The 22,208-nt window shown below is 62.8% G+C and carries 24 protein-coding genes; 6 read left to right on the forward strand and 18 right to left on the reverse strand.

All coding sequences use genetic code 11. The annotated features are described in order from the left end of the window. Positions 1-136: 136 nt before the first annotated feature. The 3 genes from GTP41_RS04095 to rarD form a co-directional block, all read right to left on the reverse strand. The gene (locus GTP41_RS04095; protein ID WP_161024282.1) at positions 137-931 is read right to left on the reverse strand and encodes a PEP-CTERM sorting domain-containing protein; all 795 of its coding nucleotides are present in this window, start codon (positions 929-931) and stop codon (positions 137-139) included. Between the two features lie 153 nt (positions 932-1,084). Then, positions 1,085-1,882, reverse strand: coding sequence for a hypothetical protein (locus tag GTP41_RS04100; protein ID WP_161024283.1), 798 nt, complete (start codon positions 1,880-1,882; stop codon positions 1,085-1,087). Positions 1,883-2,028: 146 nt separating this feature from the next. Next, positions 2,029-2,910: an EamA family transporter RarD gene (gene rarD / locus GTP41_RS04105; protein ID WP_161024284.1), complete on the reverse strand. Its 882-nt coding sequence runs from the start codon at positions 2,908-2,910 to the stop codon at positions 2,029-2,031. A gap of 222 nt (positions 2,911-3,132) precedes the next feature. Here rarD and GTP41_RS04110 point away from each other — a divergent pair, with 222 nt between their 5' ends. Then, on the forward strand, positions 3,133-5,013 hold the full coding sequence (locus GTP41_RS04110) for a potassium transporter Kup (RefSeq protein ID WP_161024285.1): 1,881 nt from the start codon (positions 3,133-3,135) through the stop codon (positions 5,011-5,013). 95 nt (positions 5,014-5,108) lie between these two features. After that, on the forward strand, positions 5,109-6,323 hold the full coding sequence (locus GTP41_RS27320; RefSeq protein WP_161024286.1) for an FKBP-type peptidyl-prolyl cis-trans isomerase: 1,215 nt from the start codon (positions 5,109-5,111) through the stop codon (positions 6,321-6,323). A 45-nt stretch (positions 6,324-6,368) separates the two neighbouring features. Here GTP41_RS27320 and GTP41_RS04120 read toward each other — a convergent pair whose 3' ends face one another. The 5 genes from GTP41_RS04120 to GTP41_RS04140 all read right to left on the reverse strand — a co-directional run bounded on the left by GTP41_RS04120 (position 6,369) and on the right by GTP41_RS04140 (position 9,120). Beyond that, on the reverse strand, positions 6,369-6,821 hold the full coding sequence (locus GTP41_RS04120) for a GNAT family N-acetyltransferase (RefSeq protein WP_161024365.1): 453 nt from the start codon (positions 6,819-6,821) through the stop codon (positions 6,369-6,371). Between the two features lie 164 nt (positions 6,822-6,985). Beyond that, on the reverse strand, positions 6,986-7,276 hold the full coding sequence (locus GTP41_RS04125; protein WP_161024287.1) for a DUF4148 domain-containing protein: 291 nt from the start codon (positions 7,274-7,276) through the stop codon (positions 6,986-6,988). A 52-nt stretch (positions 7,277-7,328) separates the two neighbouring features. Next, positions 7,329-7,757, reverse strand: a complete 429-nt coding sequence (locus GTP41_RS04130; protein WP_161024288.1) for an organic hydroperoxide resistance protein — start codon at positions 7,755-7,757, stop codon at positions 7,329-7,331. Between the two features lie 146 nt (positions 7,758-7,903). Further along, the gene (locus tag GTP41_RS04135; RefSeq protein ID WP_161024289.1) at positions 7,904-8,419 is read right to left on the reverse strand and encodes a thioredoxin family protein; all 516 of its coding nucleotides are present in this window, start codon (positions 8,417-8,419) and stop codon (positions 7,904-7,906) included. Positions 8,420-8,421: 2 nt separating this feature from the next. Next, on the reverse strand, positions 8,422-9,120 hold the full coding sequence (locus tag GTP41_RS04140) for a cytochrome c biogenesis CcdA family protein (protein WP_161024290.1): 699 nt from the start codon (positions 9,118-9,120) through the stop codon (positions 8,422-8,424). A 153-nt stretch (positions 9,121-9,273) separates the two neighbouring features. Here GTP41_RS04140 and GTP41_RS04145 point away from each other — a divergent pair, with 153 nt between their 5' ends. After that, positions 9,274-10,014, forward strand: a complete 741-nt coding sequence (locus tag GTP41_RS04145) for a response regulator (RefSeq protein WP_161024291.1) — start codon at positions 9,274-9,276, stop codon at positions 10,012-10,014. Next, a complete protein-coding gene (locus tag GTP41_RS04150) occupies positions 10,011-11,318 on the forward strand; it encodes an ATP-binding protein (RefSeq protein WP_161024292.1) in 1,308 nt (435 codons plus the stop codon). The genes GTP41_RS04145 and GTP41_RS04150 overlap by 4 nt, the downstream gene beginning before the upstream one ends. Here GTP41_RS04150 and GTP41_RS04155 read toward each other — a convergent pair. The 7 genes from GTP41_RS04155 to GTP41_RS04185 form a co-directional block, all read right to left on the reverse strand. Further along, entirely contained in the window at positions 11,315-12,313 is a 999-nt protein-coding gene (locus tag GTP41_RS04155) for a histone deacetylase family protein (protein ID WP_161024293.1), read from the reverse strand. The two genes, GTP41_RS04150 and GTP41_RS04155, sit on opposite strands and share 4 nt — an antisense overlap. Before the next feature lie 3 nt (positions 12,314-12,316). After that, a complete protein-coding gene (gene gshA / locus GTP41_RS04160) occupies positions 12,317-13,909 on the reverse strand; it encodes a glutamate--cysteine ligase (protein ID WP_161024294.1) in 1,593 nt (530 codons plus the stop codon). Positions 13,910-14,012: 103 nt separating this feature from the next. Further along, positions 14,013-14,840 (reverse strand): peptide chain release factor N(5)-glutamine methyltransferase, encoded by an 828-nt coding sequence (gene prmC / locus GTP41_RS04165; RefSeq protein WP_161024295.1) that lies wholly within the window; start codon positions 14,838-14,840, stop codon positions 14,013-14,015. Next, positions 14,837-15,304: a disulfide bond formation protein B gene (locus GTP41_RS04170; protein ID WP_229502726.1), complete on the reverse strand. Its 468-nt coding sequence runs from the start codon at positions 15,302-15,304 to the stop codon at positions 14,837-14,839. Before GTP41_RS04170 ends, prmC begins: the two co-directional genes overlap by 4 nt. 119 nt (positions 15,305-15,423) lie before the next feature. Then, positions 15,424-16,500: a peptide chain release factor 1 gene (gene prfA / locus GTP41_RS04175; protein ID WP_161024297.1), complete on the reverse strand. Its 1,077-nt coding sequence runs from the start codon at positions 16,498-16,500 to the stop codon at positions 15,424-15,426. A 70-nt stretch (positions 16,501-16,570) separates the two neighbouring features. After that, complete coding sequence (gene hemA / locus GTP41_RS04180; protein WP_161024298.1) at positions 16,571-17,845, reverse strand: glutamyl-tRNA reductase; 1,275 nt, start codon at positions 17,843-17,845, stop codon at positions 16,571-16,573. Between the two features lie 54 nt (positions 17,846-17,899). Continuing rightward, the gene (locus tag GTP41_RS04185) at positions 17,900-18,589 is read right to left on the reverse strand and encodes a response regulator transcription factor (protein ID WP_161024299.1); all 690 of its coding nucleotides are present in this window, start codon (positions 18,587-18,589) and stop codon (positions 17,900-17,902) included. A gap of 205 nt (positions 18,590-18,794) precedes the next feature. On the opposite strand from GTP41_RS04185, the gene GTP41_RS04190 reads away from it, so the two are divergent. Further along, a complete protein-coding gene (locus GTP41_RS04190; protein WP_161024300.1) occupies positions 18,795-19,283 on the forward strand; it encodes a hypothetical protein in 489 nt (162 codons plus the stop codon). 77 nt (positions 19,284-19,360) lie between these two features. Here GTP41_RS04190 and minE read toward each other — a convergent pair whose 3' ends face one another. Genes minE through minC form a run of 3 tightly spaced genes read right to left on the reverse strand, consistent with a single transcriptional unit; the run spans position 19,361 to position 21,222 of the window. Beyond that, a complete protein-coding gene (gene minE / locus GTP41_RS04195; protein WP_161024301.1) occupies positions 19,361-19,612 on the reverse strand; it encodes a cell division topological specificity factor MinE in 252 nt (83 codons plus the stop codon). Continuing rightward, positions 19,612-20,427, reverse strand: coding sequence for a septum site-determining protein MinD (gene minD / locus GTP41_RS04200; protein WP_161024302.1), 816 nt, complete (start codon positions 20,425-20,427; stop codon positions 19,612-19,614). The genes minE and minD overlap by 1 nt, the downstream gene beginning before the upstream one ends. Positions 20,428-20,460: 33 nt before the next feature. Next, positions 20,461-21,222 (reverse strand): septum site-determining protein MinC, encoded by a 762-nt coding sequence (gene minC / locus GTP41_RS04205; RefSeq protein ID WP_161024303.1) that lies wholly within the window; start codon positions 21,220-21,222, stop codon positions 20,461-20,463. A gap of 154 nt (positions 21,223-21,376) precedes the next feature. Between minC and GTP41_RS04210 the strand changes: the two genes are divergently transcribed. Next, on the forward strand, positions 21,377-22,201 hold the full coding sequence (locus tag GTP41_RS04210; protein ID WP_161024304.1) for a ribonuclease E inhibitor RraB: 825 nt from the start codon (positions 21,377-21,379) through the stop codon (positions 22,199-22,201). Positions 22,202-22,208: the final 7 nt, after the last annotated feature.

Consider the following 22,208-nt stretch of genomic DNA (forward strand, 5'->3'; position numbering starts at 1 on the left):
TATGTGTTCTTGTCGATTCGTTTGGAAGGGCGACAGCATACGTTAAAAGCCGTCGTCGCGGTAGTTTAGCGCATTGCGCGCGGCGATAAAAAAACCCGGCGCCGGGCCGGGTTCCGTGTGCTTGCCTTGCGGGCGCTCAAGCCTTGCGGCGGCGGCGCATGGTGGCGAGTGCCGCCAGGCCCAGGCCCGTCAGCAGCAGGCTGGTCGGCACTGGCACTGGCGTCTCGGCCGGCGCCAGCGGGGTCGCTTGCGCGGTCAACTTGAGGCCGTAGCTTTTCACGTCGAACTGGCCCCAGCCGCCATACACGAAGAAGCTGAGGATGCCGTCCTTGCTCAGGTCGGCCAGCGCCGTGGCATCCAGGTCCAGGGTCACGCTCAGGTTGCCGCTATAGGACGAGACCGAGGTGCGGATGCTGTTGAACTGCTTGTACCAGCCCTGGCGGTCATTGCCGGACTTGTACCAAGGCTGGTCCGCCGTCACGTAGCCGGACAGCGAGGTTTGCTGATCGGTCACGTCGTAGGCCCAGGTGCTGCCAGCCAGCACCCACATGGTGTCGGCGATTTCATCCTGGTAGTACTCGGTGTACTTGTAGGTCGTGGTCACATCGACTGGTGCGCAGTTGACATTGTTGCAGTTGCCTGGCTTGGGACGGGTTTCCGAGGTCGTGCTGTGACCGTCGTAGGTGTAGTGGTCATACGCCAGCGCAGCCTGCGAATAGGCCGACACGGTCAGTTGGGCGGAGGTGACATCCTTGCTACCCAGGCCTTGGCCCAGCAGCAGGCTGTTCACGTTGATGTTGAAGCTATTCCACTGGCCATATGCCATGTGGGTGCTGCTCGCCGTATTGGCGCTCAGCGAAACCGGTGCCGCCTGGGCGCAGGCGGCGAAAACCAGGGCGGCGATACCAACCAGAAACTTGTTGCTTGTCATTATTTTTCTCCCGAGATGAAGCCCAAAAGAATGCAAGGATCATGCCCATAGGCAAGCGTTGTTGCCTAGGTCCTTGATTCTAGGGAGAAAAAACTATTTACATTATGCAATTGATATTTTCAATGTGACAAGCACTGTAAAATTTTTCGACAGTCATGCGCCGGATCGGCGGCGCGCGCCGCCCAGCGCCGCCAGGCCCAGGCCGGCCAACAGCAGGCTGCCCGGCAGCGGAATCTCATTGGCCGCGCCGCCCGACTTCTCCACCGTAAAGTCGAGGCGCACGCTGCTCAAGTCAAAGTGGCCCAGGCTGGACCAGATATTCAGGCCCAGCAGGCCATCGCTGCTCAGGTCCCCGAGGGCCAGGCTATCCAGGGCCAGGCTAATGCTGAGCTCCCCGCTGTAACCGCTGTTGCGGTCGCGGCTGCGGTGTCGGTACACGTTGTAGCCGGTCAAGCTGGTGCCAAGGGTCATGTCCTGTTGCGGATTGCCGAAGTCAGCATAGCTGTCGTGCCAATCCGCGCTATCGGAAGCCACGCTGTTGCCCGCGCGCACGCGCATGGTGTCGGCAATGGCGTCCAGATAGTTGTGGGTGACATCGGCCGTGTTAACGGTATCGGTCACGCTGCGATTGCTGCACCCCAGAAAAGGGAAGCAAACGCGCACATTGCGCTGGCTGCTGCCGGTCTGCTGGTAGCCGCTGGAGTTAAAGCCGGCATAGCCGAACACGCCGGACGAATCGCCGCGCACAGTCAAGGTACCCGACGTAATGGCGGCGCTGCCAACGCCCAGCCCCGCCAGCAGGCTGTTGACGTTCAGTTGCACGGCTTTGTTCTGTCCCAGGTGCAGGCGGTCGCTGAGCGCGAGGGTGGCCGACAAACTGACGGGAGCCGCCTGTGCGGCGGCGGCACAGGCCAGGATTGCGATGCCCGCGAAGATCTTATTCAGCGCCATGATTACCCTTAGTCAATATAGTGTAAATGGCGACAACAAAAGCAAGTCACGTGCCTGAACCGTAGGACCTTGATTCTACAAAAGAATTTCCGTTGTAGACGGGAAGATAATATGTTTCATTTAGCAAGTTGTAAAAGTTCCCGACTTTAAGTGCTGGAAGATTTACGGCTGCTGAGCCACCCTTCCAGCATATAAATAGCTAGCGCGCCCCAAATGAACAGGAAGCCCACCAGGCGGTTGGCGGAAAAGGCCTCGTGGAAGACCCACACGCCCAACAGCATCTGCAGCGAAGGCGACATGTACTGCAGCATGCCCAGCACCGACATGGGAATGCGGCGCGCGCCCGCCGCGAACAGCAGCAGGGGAATCGCCGTGGTCGGGCCCGCCGCCACCAGCAGCCAGCGCGTGCTATCCGCCTCGGCGTTGATAAACACGCTTTGGCCATGGAACACCAGCCAGCCCAGGTAAGCCACCGCCAAAGGGAACAGGATCAGGGTTTCGAAGGACAAGCCTTCCAGCGCCGCCAGCGCCGCCGTCTTGCGCAGCAGGCCGTAAGCGCCAAAGCTGAGCGCCAGCACCAGCGCAATATACGGCACCTGGCCCCCTTGCCAGGTCAGCCAGGCCACGCCCGTGGCCGCCACCGCGATGGCCAGCCACTGCCCGCGGCGCAGCTTTTCCTTCAGTACCAGCATGCCGAGCAAGACATTGACCAGGGGATTGATGAAGTAACCCAGGCTGGCATCCACCACATGGCCATTGTTGACCGCCCAGATATAGACAAACCAGTTCGCGCTCAGCAGGAAAGCGCTGGCGACGAAGCTGATCACCACTTTCGGCTGGCGCAGCACTTGCGGCAGCCACTTCCACTGGCGTCGTACCAGCAGTACCAGCATCAGGAACACCAGCGACCAGGCCATGCGGTGCGCCAGGATCTCGGAAGCTGGCACATCCTTAATAGCGTGGAAGTACAGCGGGAACAGGCCCCAGGCGAGGAAGGCCCCGGCGGCGTACAGCATGCCGGTCTTCACGCCGGCACCATAGTCAGGGGAGGGAGGGCAGGAACGGCGGCCTGGCTGGCCGCGCAGCGCTGTGGCGCGTTGGCGCTACTAGCTTTACTGATTTGCATGATTTTCTTTCCGTAAAGGAGGAAAATAGCACATTCGCGGTAATTGCACCGACCACCAAAAAACTTGCAATTGGCCAAAGCTTGGCCTATTGTGCGATGCACCAAAACCTCTTTGGGTGAAATCTTGTCAGAACAACATAAGAAAAGCAGCGTCGCGGCACTGACGCTCGCCGCCATTGGCATTGTCTACGGCGATATCGGCACCAGCCCGTTATATACCCTCAAAACCGTCTTCGACCCCTCCCACGGCTTGGCGCTCAACCAGGCCAATCTGCTGGGCATTATCTCGCTGATCTTCTGGAGCCTGACTCTGATCGTCTCGCTCAAGTACGTCAGCCTGGTGCTGCGCGCCGATAACCGCGGCGAAGGCGGCATCATGGCCCTGATGGCGCTGGCGCTCAACTCGGTGCACAAAGCCGCGCCCAATTGGCACTTCCCGCTGCTGCTGATCGGCACCTTCGGCGCCACCATGTTCTACGGCGACTCCGTGATCACGCCCGCCATTTCCGTGCTGGGCGCAATCGAGGGCCTGGAAGTGGCCGCCCCCGCGCTGGAAAAATACGTGGTGCCGCTGACCATTGTCGTACTGCTCACCCTGTACTCGGTGCAGCGCCACGGCACCGCTGGCATTGGCCGCTTCTTCGGCCCGATCATGACGCTCTGGTTCGCCGCCCTCGCCATCATGGGCGTGATCAATATTGTTGAAACCCCGGCCATCCTGGAAGCGCTCAACCCCTACCACGCCGCCGTCTTCATGCGCGAAAACGGCTTCATCGCCTTCGTCGCCCTGGGCGCCGTGGTGCTGGCCATTACCGGCGCCGAAGCGCTGTACGCCGACATGGGCCACTTCGGCAAACGCCCGATCCGCCTGGCCTGGTTCTGGATCGCCTTCCCGGCGCTGGTACTGAACTACCTGGGGCAGGGCGCGCTGCTGATCCGCAACCCGGAAGCGATTGCCAACCCCTTCTACAACCAGCTTGGCGCCTGGAGCGTCTACCCGCTGGTGATCCTGTCCACCGCCGCCGCCGTGATTGCTTCGCAAGCCACCATTTCCGGCACCTTCTCGATGACCAAGCAAGCCATCGCGCTCGGCATGCTGCCGCGCATGCGCGTGCAGCACACCTCGGAAAGCGAGATGGGCCAGATCTACATCCCGGTGGTCAACTGGCTGCAGCTGATTGTGGTGCTGATCGCCGTGATCGGCTTCCAGAACTCGGACGACCTGGCCGGCGCCTACGGCATCGCGGTGACCGCCACCATGCTGGCCACCACCATCCTCACCTTCTTCGTCATCCGCTACCGCTGGCACCTGCCGCTGGTCGTGTGTTTCGGCGCCACCGGTTTCTTCATCCTGATGGACATCATGCTGTTCTCGTCCTCCGCGCTGAAGCTGTTCCACGGCGGCTGGTTCCCGCTGCTGCTCGGCACCGCCCTGTTCACTACCATGCTCACCTGGCGCACCGGCCGCGAGCTGGTGTTCAAGAACCTGGAAAAGCACGCCATCCCGCTGGAAGAGTTCCTGCGCTCCCTGTTCATGGCCCCGCCCACCCGCGTGCCCGGCACCGCCGTCTTCCTGCGCGGCGAAAGCGACGGCGTACCGCACGCCCTGCTGCACAACCTGTCGCACAACAAAGTGCTGCACGAACGCGTGGTCTTTTTCACCGTGCACATCGTGGAAGAACCCTACGTCGCCCCGGAAGAGCAGGTGCGCGTGACCCCGCTTGGCCACGAGTGCTACCAGCTGAATATCAACTACGGCTTCAAGGACGAACCGGACGTGCCCGCCATCATGGCCCTGTGCGAAGAAAAAGGCCTCAAGTTCGAGATGATGGAAACCTCCTTCTTCATCGCCCGCCAGACCGTGATTTCCGCGCCCGGCGCCGGCATGGCCCCATGGCGCGAGCACCTGTTCGTCGCCATGTCGCGCAACGCCCGCGCCGCAGCCGACTACTACCAGATCCCGCCCAACCGCGTCATCGAACTGGGCACGCAGGTGGAAATTTAATGTAACCGAGTATGTCAGCTGTGGGGGAGGGGTGTCGGTCTGATAAACTTCCGAACCGTTACTCCCGACTCACCTGACAAATAGGCAAGACCGAGATGAAGAATTCGATGTACAAAGTAATGGCCGCGATGGCCTGTGCAGCAATCCTCGCTGCCTGCGGCGGTGGTTCCAGCGATTCCAGCACCACCACGCCGCCGCCGCCGCAGCCGGCCTACGCACAGACCGATATCGAAGAAGGCAACGGCACCAGGGTTGCATCCGTTGGCGACGTGGTCACGGTGGAATACACCGGCTGGCTGTACGACGCCGCCGCCCAAGATAAAAAATCTGCGAAATCCTTCGAAACCAACAAAGGCGGCACGCCGGCGGCCATGTCGCTCGGCTTTGGCACGACGCGCCTGGTAGGCTGGGACAAAGGCCTGCTCGGCATGAAGGTGGGCGGCGAGCGCACCCTGATCCTGCCTGCCAGCATGGCATTTGGCGAAGCTGGATTTGTGAAGGACGGCGCCACCCTGGTCCCGGCCAACACGGCCGTGGTGTACGAGATGAAGCTGCTCTCCATCAACGCGCTGATCCCGCCGCAGCCAGTCTTCACCAAGACTGACACCGTGGTCGGCACCGGCACGGAAGCCGCCGCCAACCACCTGGTCGGCATCCATTACACCGGCTACCTGTACGACGACACCAAGTCCGACAAGAAAGGCGCCCAGTTTGAAACCTCGCGCAACGGTTCCCCGTTCGCCTTCCTGCTGGATGTGAACAGCCGTATCGTGGGCTGGGACAAAGGCATTCTCGGCATGAAGCTTGGCGGCAAGCGCACGCTGCTGATTCCGGCCAGCATGGCCTACACCTTCCGCGGTCACAATGACGCCCAAGGTAACGTCCTGGTTCCGCCGCACACCGCCGTCGTATATGAGATGGAATTGACCAGCCTGGTGACCACGCCAGCTGCCCAGACGGTGCAGCCAGCATTCACCAAGATCGACACCTCGACCGGCAGCGGCACCGTCGCAGTACAAGCCAAAGACAAGGTGACCGTGCACTACAACGGCTACCTGTACAACGACGGCGTGACCGACAAGCGCGGCGCCAAGTTTGACAGCTCGATCGACAAAGGCACCCCATTCACCTTCGAAGTTGGCACGGGCGTGATTGAAGGCTGGAGCCAAGGCGTGGTTGGCATGAAGGTTGGCAGCAAGCGCACGCTGATCATCCCCGCCAATCTGGCATACGGCTCGGCTGTCCAAGGCAGCATTCCAGCGAACTCGCCACTGATCTTCGATATCGAAGTACTGTCCATTACCCGCTAAGCGGGCCTGGCAAGGAAAAAGCGGCCATCACAGGCCGCTTTTTTTTTACCGCAGCATTTCCAGATGCGGAATGCCATCCTCATCGTAGGGCTCGCCCACCGCCTGGAAGCCAAAGCTGCCATAGAAATTTTCCAGGTGGGCCTGCGCCCCGATGCGGATGCGGTGGCCCGGATGCAAGGCTTCCGCACACCGGATCCCCTCCGCAACCAACTGCCGCCCCAAGCCGCCACCGCGCGCCGCCGGCGACGTCACCACCCGCCCCAATGACATTTCAGGATACTTCACGCCCGGCGCGATACAGCGCAGGTAGGCCGCCAAGGTACGCCGCCCCTCGACCTGCAGCCAGCCCAGCAGATGGAACGCCCCCTGGTCAAAGCCATCCATATCCGAATAAAAGCACTGCTGCTCAATGACAAAGACCTCCTGCCGCAAGCGCAGCACCTCATACAGATCCGCACCCGGCATACTCCCGAAATCCAGCCACTGCCACTCAACCATATTCACCTCAAAATTCGGGGTCAGGTCTGACAATCGGACAGCCAGACCTATTCCTTGATATTCCTCAATACGCAGATTCTACCGATTTTGCGTATTGAGAAATATCAAACAAGTGGTCTGGCTGTCCGATTGTCAGACTTGACCCCGAATCTGGCCCTGAGGTTTTATTGCTCGTGGCGGATTTCGCCATTGCGCAGGGCGGCGGCGAGTTCGGCTTTGACCTCGGCGCGGGTTTTGCCGATGGCGGGGAGGGTGACGCTGCGCGGGTACTCTTCGCCGTGCAGGATCTCGCCGCGCTTCACGGCGGCAAGGGTCTCGGCTTTCACCTCGGCGCGGGTCTTGGTGGAGACGAAACCGGTGTCGCCTTGGTAGCCTTCGCCGCTGTTCGGTGCGGCTTGGGCGGCGCTGGAAAGGGCCAGGGTGGCGATGGCGATAATAAGTGCAATGGCTTTCATGATCTTTCTCCTTGGGGGGCCCGGCGCCGTCGGCGGCCGGGCCCTTGTCTGTTTATACGATGGTCAGGGTGACGTCGATGTTGCCGCGGGTCGCGTTCGAGTACGGGCAGACCAGGTGGGCGGCGTTCACCAGTTTTTCCGCGGTGGCACGGTCCAGCCCCGGCAGGGAGATCTTCAGCTCGACTTCGATGCCGAAGCCGCCTTCGATCTGGCCAATGCCTACGGTGGCGTTGATCGACACATCAGCCGGTACGGCAATCTTGTCGCGGCCGCCCACAAATTTCATGGCGCCGATGAAGCAGGCCGAGTAGCCGGCTGCGAACAGTTGCTCCGGGTTGGTGCCGAAGGCGCCATTGCCGCCCAATTCTTTCGGGGTGGTCAGCTTGACGTCCAGGGCGCCGTCGCTGGAGACGGATTTGCCTTCGCGGCCGCCGGTGGAGGTTGCGTTAGCGCGGTACAGGACGGTGGAGATCTTTGCCATGATGTGTTTCCTTTATAGTGAGCGATTAAGTAGTGTGCTATCTGTATCTGGTTTCCGGGGCCATTTGTGCTGCCCATGTGCACACTATAGATAGTGTGCGATTCAATTGCAAGCGATTTTTAAAAATATTTTCGCTCATCGTGCACTCACTGGTTTTCCGCCAGTAGTTGCTGGATCTTGGCTTCGGTCTGTTCGTACTGCCCTTCGCCGAAGTGGGTGTAGACCACTTGGCCTTTTTTGTTGATTAAATAAAAAGCCGGCCAGTAGCGGTTGCCGTAGGCGTTCCAGGTTTCATAGCCATTGTCCTGGGCCACGGCAAAGCGGATGTTGAAGCGCTTCAGGGCAGCGCGCACATTGTCAGTCTTGCGCTCGAAGGCGTACTCGGGCGTGTGAACGCCGACCACGACCAGCCCTTTGTCCTTGTATTTGTCGTGCCATTTCACGACGTGGGGCAGGGTGTTGATGCAGTTGATGCAGTCGTAGGTCCAGAAATCGACCAGTACGACTTTGCCGCGCAGCTGCTGCATGGTCAGCGGTTCGCTGTTGAGCCACCGCTTGATGCCGGCGAATTCGGGCGCCGTGGCGGGTGCGGCCGATGCGCCGCCAGCGCAGGCGCCGGCCAGCAGCGTGGCGGCGGTCAGGAGTTTCAGGTAGCGCTTCATGGTTACAGTCCTTTCAGGTTGGGGAGGTGTTGGGCGGCCCAGGCGAAGGCCAGGGTGTCGTACTGCAGGTAAATCGCGGCGGCGGTCAGCACCACCAGTACGCCGAAGGCTTGCTGCAGGCGCTGGGCGTGGCGGGCCACGGCGCGCAGGCGCTGGGTGGCGTACTGGCCGCCGTAAATAATCCCCAGCATGGGCACGGCGGCGCCCAGGGCGTACAGCGTGAGCAGCAGGGCGGACCAGGCCGGGTCCTGCGCCTTCACCACCAGCACCAGGATGGAGGCCAGCACCGGGCCGGCGCAGGGCGTCCATACGGCGCCCAGCGAGACGCCGAGCAGGAAGGCGGCGCCATGGCTGCCGTCGTCGGCGCGCGCGGCGCTGGCTGTGCGTTCCGGCAGGCGTGCGACCAGCCAGGCATAAGGCGCGGGCCAGGCACGCAGTAGGCCGGAGAGTGCCAGCAGGGCGAGGGCGGCGTTGCGCAGGACTTCCTGCGCGGCTTCGACGGCGGAGGAAACCACCCCCAGCAGCATGGCGAAGCTGGCAAAGCTCAATACAAAGCCGGCGATGATGAGGAGCGGGCGGCGGTGGTCGCGCTGGTTAACGCCGCTGCCCAGCAGGACGGGCAGCACCGGCAGCACGCAGGGCGAGGCGATGGTCAGCAGTCCGGCGAGGAAGGCGAGCGGTGTGTCGAGCGGGTTGATCATGGCAGGCTCCGTGAAAAGGCATGACGCTATTGGACCGCCCGCAGGTATCCGGCATATGTCGCGCCAGGGGGCTTTATGCAATGTTTTGTGTCGCCGTCCGGGCTGTACACACTGGGATACAAATCGCTGCCCGGCATTGGGTATCATGGGTTCATGGAAAACCCTGACCACATCCTGATCGTTGACGATGACCGCGATATCCGCGAGTTGATCGGCGCCTACCTGCAGAAGAATGGCTTGCGCACCTCGCTGGCGGCGAATGGGCGCCAGATGCGCGGCATCGTGGAGGACGATACGCCCGACCTGATCGTGCTGGACCTGATGCTGCCGGGCGAGGACGGCCTGACCCTGTGCCGCGACCTGCGCGCCGGCAAGCACAAGGCGATCCCGGTGCTGATGCTCACTGCGCGCAGCGAGGAAACCGACCGCATCATCGGCCTGGAAATGGGCGCGGACGATTACCTGCCCAAGCCTTTCGCCGTGCGCGAGCTGCTGGCGCGTATCAATGCGGTGCTGCGCCGCACGCGCATGCTGCCGCCGAATATGCAGGTGAATGAGTCGGTGCCGATGCTGGCTTTCGGCGACTGGCGCCTGGACACGGTGGCGCGCCACCTGCTCGACGCGGACGGCACGCAAGTGGCCTTGAGCGGCGCCGAGTACCGCCTGCTGCGCGTCTTCCTCGACCATCCGCAGCGCGTGCTGACGCGCGACCAGCTGCTGAACCTGACCCAGGGCCGCAACGCCGACCAGTTCGACCGCTCGATCGACCTGCTGGTGAGCCGTGTGCGCCAGCGCCTGCGCGATACGGCGCGCGAGCCGCGCTATATCAAGACCCTGCGCAGCGAAGGCTATGTGTTCTCGGCTGCCGTCACGTTGGCGGCGGGCGCGCCATGATGCGCCTGCGCTGGCCGCGCAGCCTGTTCGCGCGCCTCGCCTTGCTGCTGTGCCTTGGCGTGGCGGTGGCGCAGGGCCTGTCGTTCTGGCTCACCATGCGTGAGCGCAACGAGGCCACCACCAATATGATGATGGGCTATATCGAACGCGAGGTCGCCACCTCGGTGGCGCTGCTCGATGCCTTGCCGGCGGCGCAGCGGGCGGCGTGGTTGCCCCGCCTGCAGCGCCGCAGTTACGAGTTCCGCCTGGAAGCTTGCGATGAATCGCTGCCGCACCTGGATCAGCTGCAAGCCAACGCGGTGCGTTCGTTTGAGGAGGGCATCGGCAAGCAGTACCAGCTGACGGTGCATGCGATCCCGGGCGCGCTGGAGCGCTACCAGGTGCACCTTGCGCTGGGCGATGGCACGCCGCTGACGATCGATTTCCGACCCATGCGCAGCGTACCGATGTCGCCCTGGTTCGGCGCGCTGATGGCGGCGCAGCTGGCGGTGTTCGCGCTGTGCTGCTGGCTGGCGGTGCGCCTGGCAACTCGCCCGTTGCAGCAGCTGGCGCTGGCGGCCGATGCGTTGGGGCCTGATATGCAGGGCGCGCACCTGCCGGAAAGCGGGCCTTCGGAAGTGGCGCGCGCGGCGCGGGCCTTCAACGCCATGCAGCAGCGCATTGCGGGCTATATGGCGGAGCGCATCCAGATCCTGGCGTCGATCTCGCACGATTTGCAAACGCCGATCACGCGCATGCGTTTGCGCGTCGATATGATGGATGACGAGCCGCAGCAGGCGCGCTTGCGGCAGGACTTGCAGGCGATGGAGCAGCTGGTGAAGGAGGGCGTGGCCTATGCGCGCACCCTGCACGGCACCAGCGAGGCGCCGACGCGCATCGATCCGGATGCGCTGCTGGAGAGCATGGTGCATGACTACACGGACGCGGGCCAGGAGGTCAGCCTGCACGGTGCGGTCGGCCGCGCCATGGAATTGCGTCCGCAGGCGCTGCGCCGGGTGCTGGGTAACCTGATCGACAATGCGTTGAAATTCGGCGGCAGCGCGGAGGTGCACGTCGCAGCGGCGGGCGGCGCGCCTGGTATTGCGATCAGCGTGCTCGATCGCGGGCCGGGTATCCCGCCGGAATCGCTGCAGGCCGTGTTCGAACCTTTCGTGCGGCTGGAGTCGTCGCGCAGCCGCGAGACCGGCGGCACCGGCCTGGGGCTGGCCATTGCGCGCCAGCTGGCCACTGCCATGGGCGGCACGCTGACCTTGCACCCGCGCGAGGGCGGCGGCCTGGAGGCGCGCTTAGCGCTGCCCGGCTAGGCGGTGGCGCAGTCGAAGCCTTCCAGCACGTTGACGATATTGGTGCCCAACTGGCGTAGCGGCGTTCCGCCCTCCAGCTGGAAGGTGGTGGGAACGCCCAGCCAGGCCAGGCGCTCGCCCAGGCGCAGGAAGTCGGCCGGCGCCAGTCCGAAGCCGCCGTGCTCTTCGCCCTGGAAGATATTCCCGCCCAGCGCCACCACCAGCGCGTCCGGCCGGTAGATGGATAGCCGCAGGCAGGCTGTTTCCAGCGCGGCGAACCAGGCTTGCGTATCGGCGCCGCGCGCCAGCGGTAGGTTGACGTTATAGCCTTGCCCCGCTCCGGCCCCGGTTTCGTCGGCATGTCCGCAGTAATAGGGGAAGGACTGGCGCGGGTCGGCGTGGATCGACAGGCAGAGCACGTCGGCGCGCTCGTAGAAGATGCCCTGCGCGCCGTTGCCGTGCTGGTAGTCGAGGTCGAGGATGGCGACCTTGTGCAAGCCGTCGTCCAGCAAATGCTGGGCGGCCAGGGCGGCATTATTCAGGTAGCAGTAGCCGCCGCAAAAATCCGCCCCGGCGTGATGCCCTTGCGGCTGGGTCAGCACGAAGCTGGCGCGCTCGCCGAGGCGCAGGGCGTGCGCCGCATTGACCGCGCAGTCGGCGCCGCCTTTGGCCGCGCTCCAGGTGCTGGCGCTGATCCCCGTGAAGGTATCCATTGAGTACAGGCCAAGCCGGGCGAAAAAGTCGTCCGGCTCGATATCGCTGCGCATGGTGCGCACGGCAAGCTGGTTGGGTGTGACGACCTGGCGCGCAGGCGCTGCCGCCTGCGCTTCGCTCCACGCGTTGCGCAGGAAGGCCAGGTAGTGCGGGCTGTGGGTGCGTTCCAGCGCCGTCAGCGGCACGCTTTGCGGTGTCACGATCTGTCCCAGGCCGCGCCGCTCCAGCTCGGCCTGCACCGCGCTGACGCGATGCTGCAGGCCGAATTCCTTGGTGTGCTGTTCGTTAAAGAAAGTGAGCAAGGGTCAGGTGCATTGGTTCGGGCACAGGTTGCTGGCGCGGTAGGCGGCAACGTAGTCGTCGAAGCTGCCGGTTTGCGTGCGTTCCAGTTCTTCCTGCTGCGCGATCGATACGCGCGCCATTTCGTCGAAGCGCGCCGTGTCTTGCGCGCTGGCCGGATGGCTGCGGAAGTACGCTGCGTGCTTCTCGCTCTGGTGCAGGCCGAAGGCGGTGAAGGACTTGCCGTTGTCGCGCAGCGCCTGCAGCACGCGCGCCGACGGCGTGCTGTCCGGATCGTGCAGCTTGGCCAGCTGCGCCTCCAGCGCCGCCATGTGTTCGCGGCCGCCGTGTTCGCGGTCCAGCAGTTCGGCTACCGGCTTGAAGCGCTCCAGCAGGTCCAGGCCCCACTGCTTCAGCGTGACTTCCTGGCCGTCGCGGGTCAGGGTCAGGCCCGGGCGGCGGCCTTCTTTCACGGTGCGCGCGAAATTACGCGCCAGCAGTTCGCCATGCTCCGGCGTGATCAACGGGCTTTCTTCCAGCGCGCTAAAGAGCAGGAACACGTCGAGGAAGCGGCCCGCCTGCACATTGATGCCGACCGGCTCGAACGGGTCCACGTCCATGCAGCGTACTTCGATGTACTGCACGCCGCGGTTGCACAGCGCCTGGATCGGGCGCTCGCCGGTATTGATCACGCGCTTCGGACGGATGGTCGAGTAGTACTCGTTCTCGATCTGGATCACATTGGTGGACAGCTGCACCCATTCGCCATCGACCTTGGTGCCGACCTTGGCGTACGGCTCGTACGGCTGGTTGACCGCCTTGGTCAAGGTGGCCACATAGGAATCCAGGCTGTTCTCGTGCGGATGCAGGCCGGATTGCGCCTCGTTCTGGTAACCCAGGTCGCTCATGCGCAGGCTGGTGGCATACGGCAGGTAGAGCGTATCGCCGGACAGCTTTTCCAGCTTGTGCGGGCGGCCGCGCAGGAAGCCTTCCGCCAGCGCCGGCGAAGCGCCGAACAAGTACATCAGCAACCAGCTGTAGCGGCGGAAGTTGCGGATGGTGGCCAGGTAGGCTTCCGACTGGTAGGCCTTGGGCGCGATGTGGGTGGCGCCCTCGTTTTCGGCCAGGATGCGCCACAGGCGCTCGTCCAGCGAATAGTTGTAGTGGATGCCGGCGATGCACTGCATCGCTTTGCCATAGCGCAGGGCCAGGCCGCGCCGGTAGACGTGCTTCAGCATGCCCAGGTTGGACTTGCCGTACCAGGCGATCTCGATCTCGTCCTCGCCTGGCAGCTCGCACGGCATGGACTGGCTCCAGATCAGCTCATTGCCCAGCTTCGCATAGCTGTAGCGGTGGATCGCGTCCAGGCGCTCCAGCGTGGTGGCGATATCATGTTCGGCCGGAGTGATGAACTCCAGCAGGGTCTCCGCGTAATCGGTGGTGATGTGCGGGTGGGTCAGGGCGGAGCCCAGGGGCAGCGGATGCGGCGTATGCGCCAGGTGGCCATCAGGCTGCACGCGCAGGGTTTCTCGCTCGATGCCGCGCAGGCCGCCGCCCAGCACCGCACGGTGCTTATCGTCGGCCAAAAGGGCCAGGCGGCGCGTCAATAGATTGGACAATTTGCTCTTCCTTTCCGCTGCAGCAAATCAAGATGGGTGCGAGATTAACCGAAAACCGAGAAGTGCGTGCGCGGCCCCCCAAAACCGGGCCGGAAGCCGCATTTTACCGTGAGCGGCCGCCGCTCACCCGTTCGATGCCGGCCAGGTCTTGCCAGCTTTGCACCTCAGTGTAACCCGCCGCCGACAGCAGCGCGCGGACCGCCGCCGACTGGTCGTAGCCATGCTCCATCAGCAGCCAGCTGCCCGGCGCCAGGCGCGCCGGCGCGCCGGCGATGATGGTGCGCAGGGCGCTCAGGCCGTCGGCAAAGTCGGTTAGGGCGCCGCTCGGCTCGAAGCGCAGGTCGCCCTCCGACAGATGGCGGTCGCCGTCGGCGATATAGGGCGGGTTGGAGACGATCAGGTCGAACTGCTCGCCCGCCACCGCGCCGTACCAGTCGCTATGCAGCAAGCGCACGCTGGCGCCATTGCGCTGCGCGTTGCGCGTGGCCACAGCCAGCGCCTCCGTGCTCACATCCAGCGCGGTGACGGCGGCATCGGGCCGGTGGTGCGCGATGGCGACGGCAATGGCGCCGCTGCCGGTGCCCATATCCAGCACCTTGCCGCGCGGCGGCAGGCGCTCCAGCGCCAGTTCCACCAGCAGTTCGGTATCCGGGCGCGGAATCAGTACCGCCGGCGTGGTTTCAAACGGCAGCCCGAAGAACTCGCGCTGGCCGACGATGTAGGCCACCGGCTCGCCGTCCGCGCGGCGCTGCAGCAGCGCCGCGATGCCGGCCGCTTCCTGCGCGTTCAGCGCGCGTTCAGATTGGGTGATCAGCGCGGTGCGGCTGATGCCCAGCGCATGGCAGACCAGGATGCGCTGGTCGACCGGGTCCAGCAACGGCGCGCGTTGCAGCGCGCCCAGCGTGGTGCCGGCCGTGATCGCGATGCTCATGCGCGCTTGCGCAGCATCGCCCACGCCGTGACGGCCGCCAGGATGCCGAACCAGATGAAAGCCCAGGTCGGAACCTGCAAACCCATGAATTTTTCCTTCGCATCCTGGCACAAGCCTTCGGCATAGAACAGCCAAGGCAGGTATTCCGCGGTCGGAATCTTGTTCAGCATGGTTTCCATCGGATCGATGCCGCAGGACAGGCTAGGCTGCGACAGCACGTACAGCTGCTTGCCCGCCACGCCCAAGCCGCCCAAAGCCGCCAGCAGGCCCACGCCCGCCCCCAGCTTCGGCTTGCTGGTGAGGGCACCGACCAGCGCCGCCAGACCAACCGCGATGAACAAGTAGCGCTGGATCACGCACAGCGGGCAAGGCATCAGGTACAGCACATGCTGCAGATACATGGCAGCGCCGATCAGGCCAAAGCTCACCAGGGCAATTGCCAGCAGAACGTTACGGTTGCTCATCGTCATAAACTTAACAGGTTGAAAATCCGGCCAATTCTCGCACAAATGTCCAAAAAATGGGGACGTACCCCATTTATCTAGAACCACGATAAATGGGGTACGTCCCCATTTTTTGGGGCTTAGTCGCCGAGGGCGGCGAGCAGCTCGGCCTGGTGTTCGGTGGTCAGGGAGGTGGTCAGCTCGGTCAGGTCGCCGTCCATTATCATGTCCAGCTTGTACAGCGTGAGGTTGATGCGGTGGTCGGTCATGCGCCCTTGCGGGAAATTGTAGGTGCGGATGCGCTCGCTGCGGTCGCCGGAACCGATCAGGCTCTTGCGCGTGGCCGCTTCCTTCGATTGCTGTTCGCGCAGCTGTACGTCCTTGATGCGCGCGGCCAGCACCTTCATGGCGGAGGCTTTGTTCTTGTGCTGGGAACGGTCGTCCTGGCATTCCACCACGATGCCGGTCGGCAGGTGGGTGATGCGCACGGCGGAGTCGGTCTTGTTGATGTGCTGGCCGCCGGCGCCGGAGGCGCGGTAGGTGTCGATGCGCAGGTCGGCCGGGTTGATGTGCACGTCTTCCACTTCGTCGGCTTCCGGCATCACCGCCACGGTGCAGGCGGAAGTGTGGATGCGGCCCTGGGTCTCGGTGGCCGGCACGCGCTGCACGCGGTGGCCGCCGGATTCGAACTTGAGCTTGGAGTAGGCGCCGTGGCCGATGATGCGGGCAATCACCTCGCGGTAGCCGCCCAGGTCGCTCTCGGAAGCGGACACGATCTCCACCTGCCAGCGCGAGCGCTCGGCGAAGCGGGTGTACATGCGCAGCAGGTCGCCGGCGAACAGGGCCGATTCGTCGCCGCCGGTGCCGGCGCGGATTTCCAGGAAGATGTTGCGCTCGTCGTTTTCATCCTTGGGCAGCAGCATCTTCTGCAAGTCCAACTCCAGCCCGCCCAGGCGCGCCTTGCCGGCTTCGATTTCCTCCTGCGCGAACTCCTTCATGTCCGGGTCGGACAGCATGGCTTGCGCATCGTCGATATCGCCCAGTACTTGCTGGTAGTCCTTGTACAGCGCCACCAGCGGCTGCAGCTCGCTGTGCTCGCGCGTCATCTTGCGATAGCTGTCCATATTCGACGTTGCGCCTTCGGACATCAGCAGTTCGTCCAGTTCGACCAGGCGGTTTGCCAATTGGTCCAGCTTGGCCAGCATTGATGGTTTCATACGTTCCTGAATTCGAGGGGGGATGGCACGGGGCGCCGCGCAGGGGCGGCAGGCAGGGCAGGGGGCGCCGCTAACGGCGGCCGCGGAACAGTTGCGGCAGCAGTTCGGCCAGCTGGGCGCGTTCGTCGCCCTGGGCGCGGTGCAGCGCTTGCTGCGGGCCGTGCATGAACTTGGCGGTCAGGCCGCGCGACAGCGCTTCCAGCACCGCATCCACCGATTCGCCCTTGGCGAGCAGCTTGCGCGCCCGTTCCAGTTCCAGCAGGCGGATCGTCTCGCTGTTTTCCTGCAGGCCCTGGATCACCGGCACCACGGCGCGGTCGTCGATCCAGTGCATGAAGGATTGCACGCGGGTCTCAATAATCGCTTCGGCTTGCGCCACGGCGGCCTGGCGGTTTTCCAGGCCGGTCTGCACCACCTTGCCCAGGTCGTCCACGGTGTAGAGGAAGACGTCGTTCAGGCGGCCCACTTCCGGCTCGATATCGCGCGGCACGGCCAGGTCGACCATGAACATCGGCTTGTGGCGGCGTGCCTTGATGGCGCGCTCCACCATGCCCAGGCCGATCAGCGGCAGCGAGGAGGCGGTGCAGGAAATGACGATATCGTATTGCTGCAACTGGTTGCCCAGGTCGGCCAGGCGCATGGCCTTGCCGTTGAAGCGGTGTGCCAGCGCTTCGCCGCGCTCCATGGTGCGGTTGGCCACCGTGATGGTTTTCGGGTTCTGCGCCGCGAAGTGCGTGGCGCACAGTTCGATCATTTCGCCGGCGCCGATGAACAGCACGTTCTGCTCGGCGATCTTGTCGAAGATGCGCTGCGACAGGCGCACCGCGGCGGCGGCCATCGACACGCTGTGGGCGCCGATTTCAGTCGTGCTGCGTACTTCCTTGGCGACCGAGAAGCTGCGCTGGAACAGCTGGTGCAGGTAGGTGCCCAGGCCGCCCGCTTCGTCGGCGGTGCGGATGGCGTCCTTGATCTGGCCCAGGATCTGGGTCTCGCCCAGCACCATCGAGTCCAGGCCCGATGCCACGCGGAAGGTATGGCGCACGGCGTCGTGCTGCGGCAGCATGTACAGGTGCGGGCGCAGCTCGGCGTAATTCAGTTTGTGGAAATCGGCCAGGAACTGGGCGCCGGCGTCGAGCGGGTGGGCGGCATTGCTGGCCGCGTACAGCTCGGTACGGTTGCAGGTGGACAGGATGGCCGCTTCGTCGCCGCCTTTGGAGTCGGCGCAGGCAAACCAGTTGCGCGCTGCCGCGACCGCCGTGCCCAACTGCTCAGGCGCGAACGCCAGCCGTTCGCGCAAGGCGACAGGCGCGGTGGTGTGGTTGAGGCCGACGGCGAGGAGTTGCATTTCGGTATAGGCGGACGATTCCAGACGCCATTATACCTTGATGTGAGTGGGGTCTCAGGAGCCCAGCTTTTCCAGCCGGTAGCCGTAGCTGTACACCGGCACCAGGCGGAAGCCGTTCTCTGGTTTTAGTTGCAATTTATTGCGGACGCGCGAAACGTGGGTATCCATGGTGCGCGACGGCACTTCGGTTTCGCGGATCCAGACTGCTTCGTGGATATAGGCGCGCGACAGCGGGCGGCCAATGTTGCGGAAAAACAGCAAGGCCAGATAGAACTCTTTGTGGGTCACGTCCAGCACCTGGCCATCCATCAGCAGGCGGCCCGGGCGGGTTTCGAACACGTATTGGCCGAACTGCAATTGTTCGGCACCGTTCTGGCTCGGGTAAGCCAGCCGCAGCTGCGCTTGCACGCGCGCCACCAGCTCGGCGCGGCGCAGGGGTTTGACCAGGTAGTCCTCAGCGCCGGCGGACAGGCCGGCCACGATATCGTCCTCGCCGGAACTGGTGGTCAGAAATAGCACGGGGCCGTTTTCCGGCAGCTTTTCGCGCACCTTGCGCAACAGCTCCCCCGGCTCCATATCAGTCACCTGCCAGTCGAACACCAGCATGTCGCAACTGTCTTTGCGCAGGTTGGCCAGCAAGTCCTTGGCCGACTGGTAGCCGTGGCAGGCGTGACCGGCAGAAGTCAGCACTTGGCAGATCAGGTCTGCCTGGCTTCGGTCAGCATCAAGGACAACGATTCTCATGGTTCTTTACAGCAAAATGTTAAGAAGCAGTCACACGAATATAACAGAGATTTACAAGAAATAGTTACCAATTTAATAAATATTTCTAGTTGGCACTACCTTTTGCCTGCCGTGCGAGGCTGTGTCCCAATCACACGGTACACTGCTTGGGCGGCTAGCACAATGGATGGGGTGATGTTTGCCAGTCGAGGAAGGGGCGGAAACGATGAAAAACGAGTGGACTGTCATACCGGCAAGCGAGGCGGATATTGATGCCGTACGGGAACGCTGCCGCCGCATGGTACGGCGCCGTGCGGCAGTGTCGGCCGGGGTGGCGGCCGTGCCCATTCCGGGCGTGGATGTGATGACCGACCTTGGCCTGTTCACCCAGCTGATCGATGAAGTGAACCGGGAATTCGGCTTGACCCCGGCCCAGATCGAGCGCCTGCAGCCGAAAATGAAGCTGATCGCTTACGAGGCTGTGGTAAGCCTGGGCGGAATGCTGGTGGGGAAAGTGGTGACGCGCGAATTGGTGGCCACCGTGCTGAAGCGCAGCGCGGGCAAGTTGGCGGCCAGACAGGCTGGCAAGCTGGTGCCGATTGCCGGTCAAATCGCCTCAGCGACTATTGGTTTCTTTGCCTTCCGGCAGATTGGCTACCAGCATGTGGAAGCTTGCGCCAAGGTGGCGAGGCAAGTGGTGGTGCAGGCGCGCTAAAGCGGCGGAAAACAAAAAAAACCGGGAAACCAGGGTGCGACCCGAAGGGTCCTACCCTGGTTTCCCGGTTTTCAGCCTCAAGCGTCCGGCAAAACGACGTTAACGTCCAAAACCTCCAGATTCCCCTGGCGATCCAGGGAAATCTTGATATCGTCCGCCGACACCTTGGTGTACTTGGAAATCACATCAATCAACTCTTTATGCAGCGCCGGCAGGAAATCCGGGCCGGCGCGGCCGTTGCGCTCGCGGGCGATGATGATCTGCAAGCGCTCCTTGGCCGCCACCGCCGTCTTGGGCTTGTTTTGGAACAGGAAAGAAAGCAGCGCCATTATTTCGCTCCAAAGATACGCTTCAGGAAACCAGGCTTTTCATAGTCGGTAAACTTCAGCTCAATTTCTTCGCCCAGGAAGCGCGACACCACATCGGTGTAGGCTTCCGCCACATCGGTGCCCTTGAAGTGGATTGCCGGGTTACCCTGGTTGGAAGCATGCAGGACCTGCTCCGACTCCGGGATGATGCCGATCAACGGAATGCGCAAAATCTCCTGCACGTCGGTATAAGACAACATCTCACCCGCTTCCACGCGCTTTGGCGAGTAACGGGTAATCAGCAAGTGTTCCTTGACCGGTTCGCCGCCGGACTGCGCGCGGCGCGACTTGGCCTGGATGATGCCCAGGATGCGGTCGGAGTCCCGCACCGACGACACTTCCGGATTGGTCACGATCAGGGCTTCGTCAGCGAAGGTGAGCGCCATCAGGGCGCCATGCTCGATACCGGCCGGCGAGTCGCAGATGATGAAGTCGAACTCCATCTTGATCAGCTCGGCCAGCACGGCTTCCACGCCGTCTTCGGTCAGGGCATCCTTGTCGCGCGTCTGGGACGCCGGCAGGATGTACAGGTTTTCGCAGTGTTTATCCTTGATCAGGGCCTGGTTCAGGGTGGCTTCCTTGTTCACCACATTGATCAGGTCATACACAACGCGTCGTTCGCAACCCATGATCAGGTCCAGGTTGCGCAAGCCGACGTCAAAGTCGATGACGACGGTTTTGTGGCCGCGCATGGCGAGGCCGGTAGAGAAGCTGGCGCTGGAAGTCGTTTTGCCGACACCGCCCTTGCCGGACGTAACTACAATAATTCGTGCCACAAAGAATCCTTTACTGAACTATTATTTTGCGGTTTATTTTGCTGGATTGACAGATTGTATATCCAGTCGGTCACCACTCAGCCGGATTTGTGTCGGCTGGCGTGCGTGGGCCGCAGGGAACCCGTCTTCAAACGTGCTGTACACACCCGCGATCGAGACCAGCTCGGGGCTCATCGACAGAGCGAAAATGCGGGCATTGGTATCGCCGGAAGCACCCGCCAGGGCACGGCCGTTCAAAGTGTTGTAAACGTGAATACTGCCATCGGCGATAAGCTCGGCGCCGTTGTTCACGACCGCCATCACGATCAAGTCGCCGCCGCGCGCATAGATGCGCTGGCCGGCGCGCACCGGGGTGTCGATGATCATGGTGCCGCTGAAAGCTGGTGCCGCTGGCGCCGCCGCAGGGGACGGTGCCGGGGCCGGCGCGGGGGCCGGAGCAGGCGCAGCCTTGGCAGGGGCGGGCGCTTCGTCGCGCTTGCCGCTGTCCAATTGCAGGCCGTGTTGCTGGATCTCATCCACCATATCCGGCGTGGCATTGCGCACGGCCACCGGGTTCAGGCGGTATTTTTTCAGGAGCGCGATGGTGGCGGCCCAGTCAATGCGTTCGCAGCCTGGCGCCAGGTCGCCGACGTCGATCACGGCCAGGTCGCCTTCGAAGAAGTCCGGCACGCCGCCGGTCATTTCGCGCATGGCGGCGTCAAGCGCGAGCAGGTCGCTGGTGTACATGATCGCCGACACGGCGACAACGGTGGAAATCTTGATTTCGATAGGCTTTTGGAACGTGCTCTTAGGCATAACAATCGCAAGGTAACGGGCTCAGCCCAGGCTGGGTGCATTGTACTTTGCTAAACGTTGCTTGGGGAGGGGAGCCCTGCATTTATGCGGCTTGCGACCCGGGCGGTATGCAATGTTGCTGTGATAAAATTACTAAAAACACAATCCAGCTCGCATGAGTTCAAAAATCGAAATTGGCAATATAGTATTCGAGGTTCCTGAGGGCAGTTCGGCGTCGCATTCCCGGAATTCCGGGCCAGAGGCCAGCAAACCGGAAACGCCTGAGCCGCTCGAGGAAACCCCCTATATCTATCGGCCAAACGACGCCTTTCAATCGGCAGTCGACGAGGCGCGCGCCATCGCCAGCATCACCTCCGGCCATAAACCTTGGGTGCTAAAGACCTGGTTTGTGCTGTTTGTGATCGGTCCCCTGGTGTACGCCCAGTTATTCGCCCTCGCGCTAGCCCAACATAAGTATGGCTGGGACTGGATGCGAACAGTTGCTGGCGCTAACTTGTTTATATTGCCGATCTGGTCGATCTATTACGGTATTTGGCGTCGCCGCGTTAAAAAGGCAAAGTCGAATCGACGTCTGTTTCTGGTGCTTGCCCTGGTGGGCCTATGCGGAGGGCTCTTCATTTTTGGCAGCTATGCTCGATCGGTTCCGGAGCCTGCTTATACGGATGCCGCCTTGGTTCAACAATTGCGCAGAGCCGGTTCCGACTTGACTCAGGCTCATGGCATCAATTTTTACCTGTACTTTCCAAGTGAGAGCGGCGCGCGCTGGGCGGCTGGACGTTTGGGCGAGATGGGATTCGGAATCTCCTTAGCCGCTGCCGAGGGTGGAATCCCTCAATGGCAGCTGACTGCCTCGCGCCGTATGGTTCCGAATCCGGAAGAACTGGCAAACCTGCGTGCATACTTTGGGGACCTGTGCTCGAGCCAGGGCGGTGCATATGATGGCTGGGATACAGAAGTAGTCCGTGCAGGAATGCACTGATGCCGAT

Origin of the sequence: Pseudoduganella guangdongensis, from assembly GCF_009857475.1 — a bacterium.
GTDB lineage: Bacteria > Pseudomonadota > Gammaproteobacteria > Burkholderiales > Burkholderiaceae_D > Rugamonas > Rugamonas guangdongensis.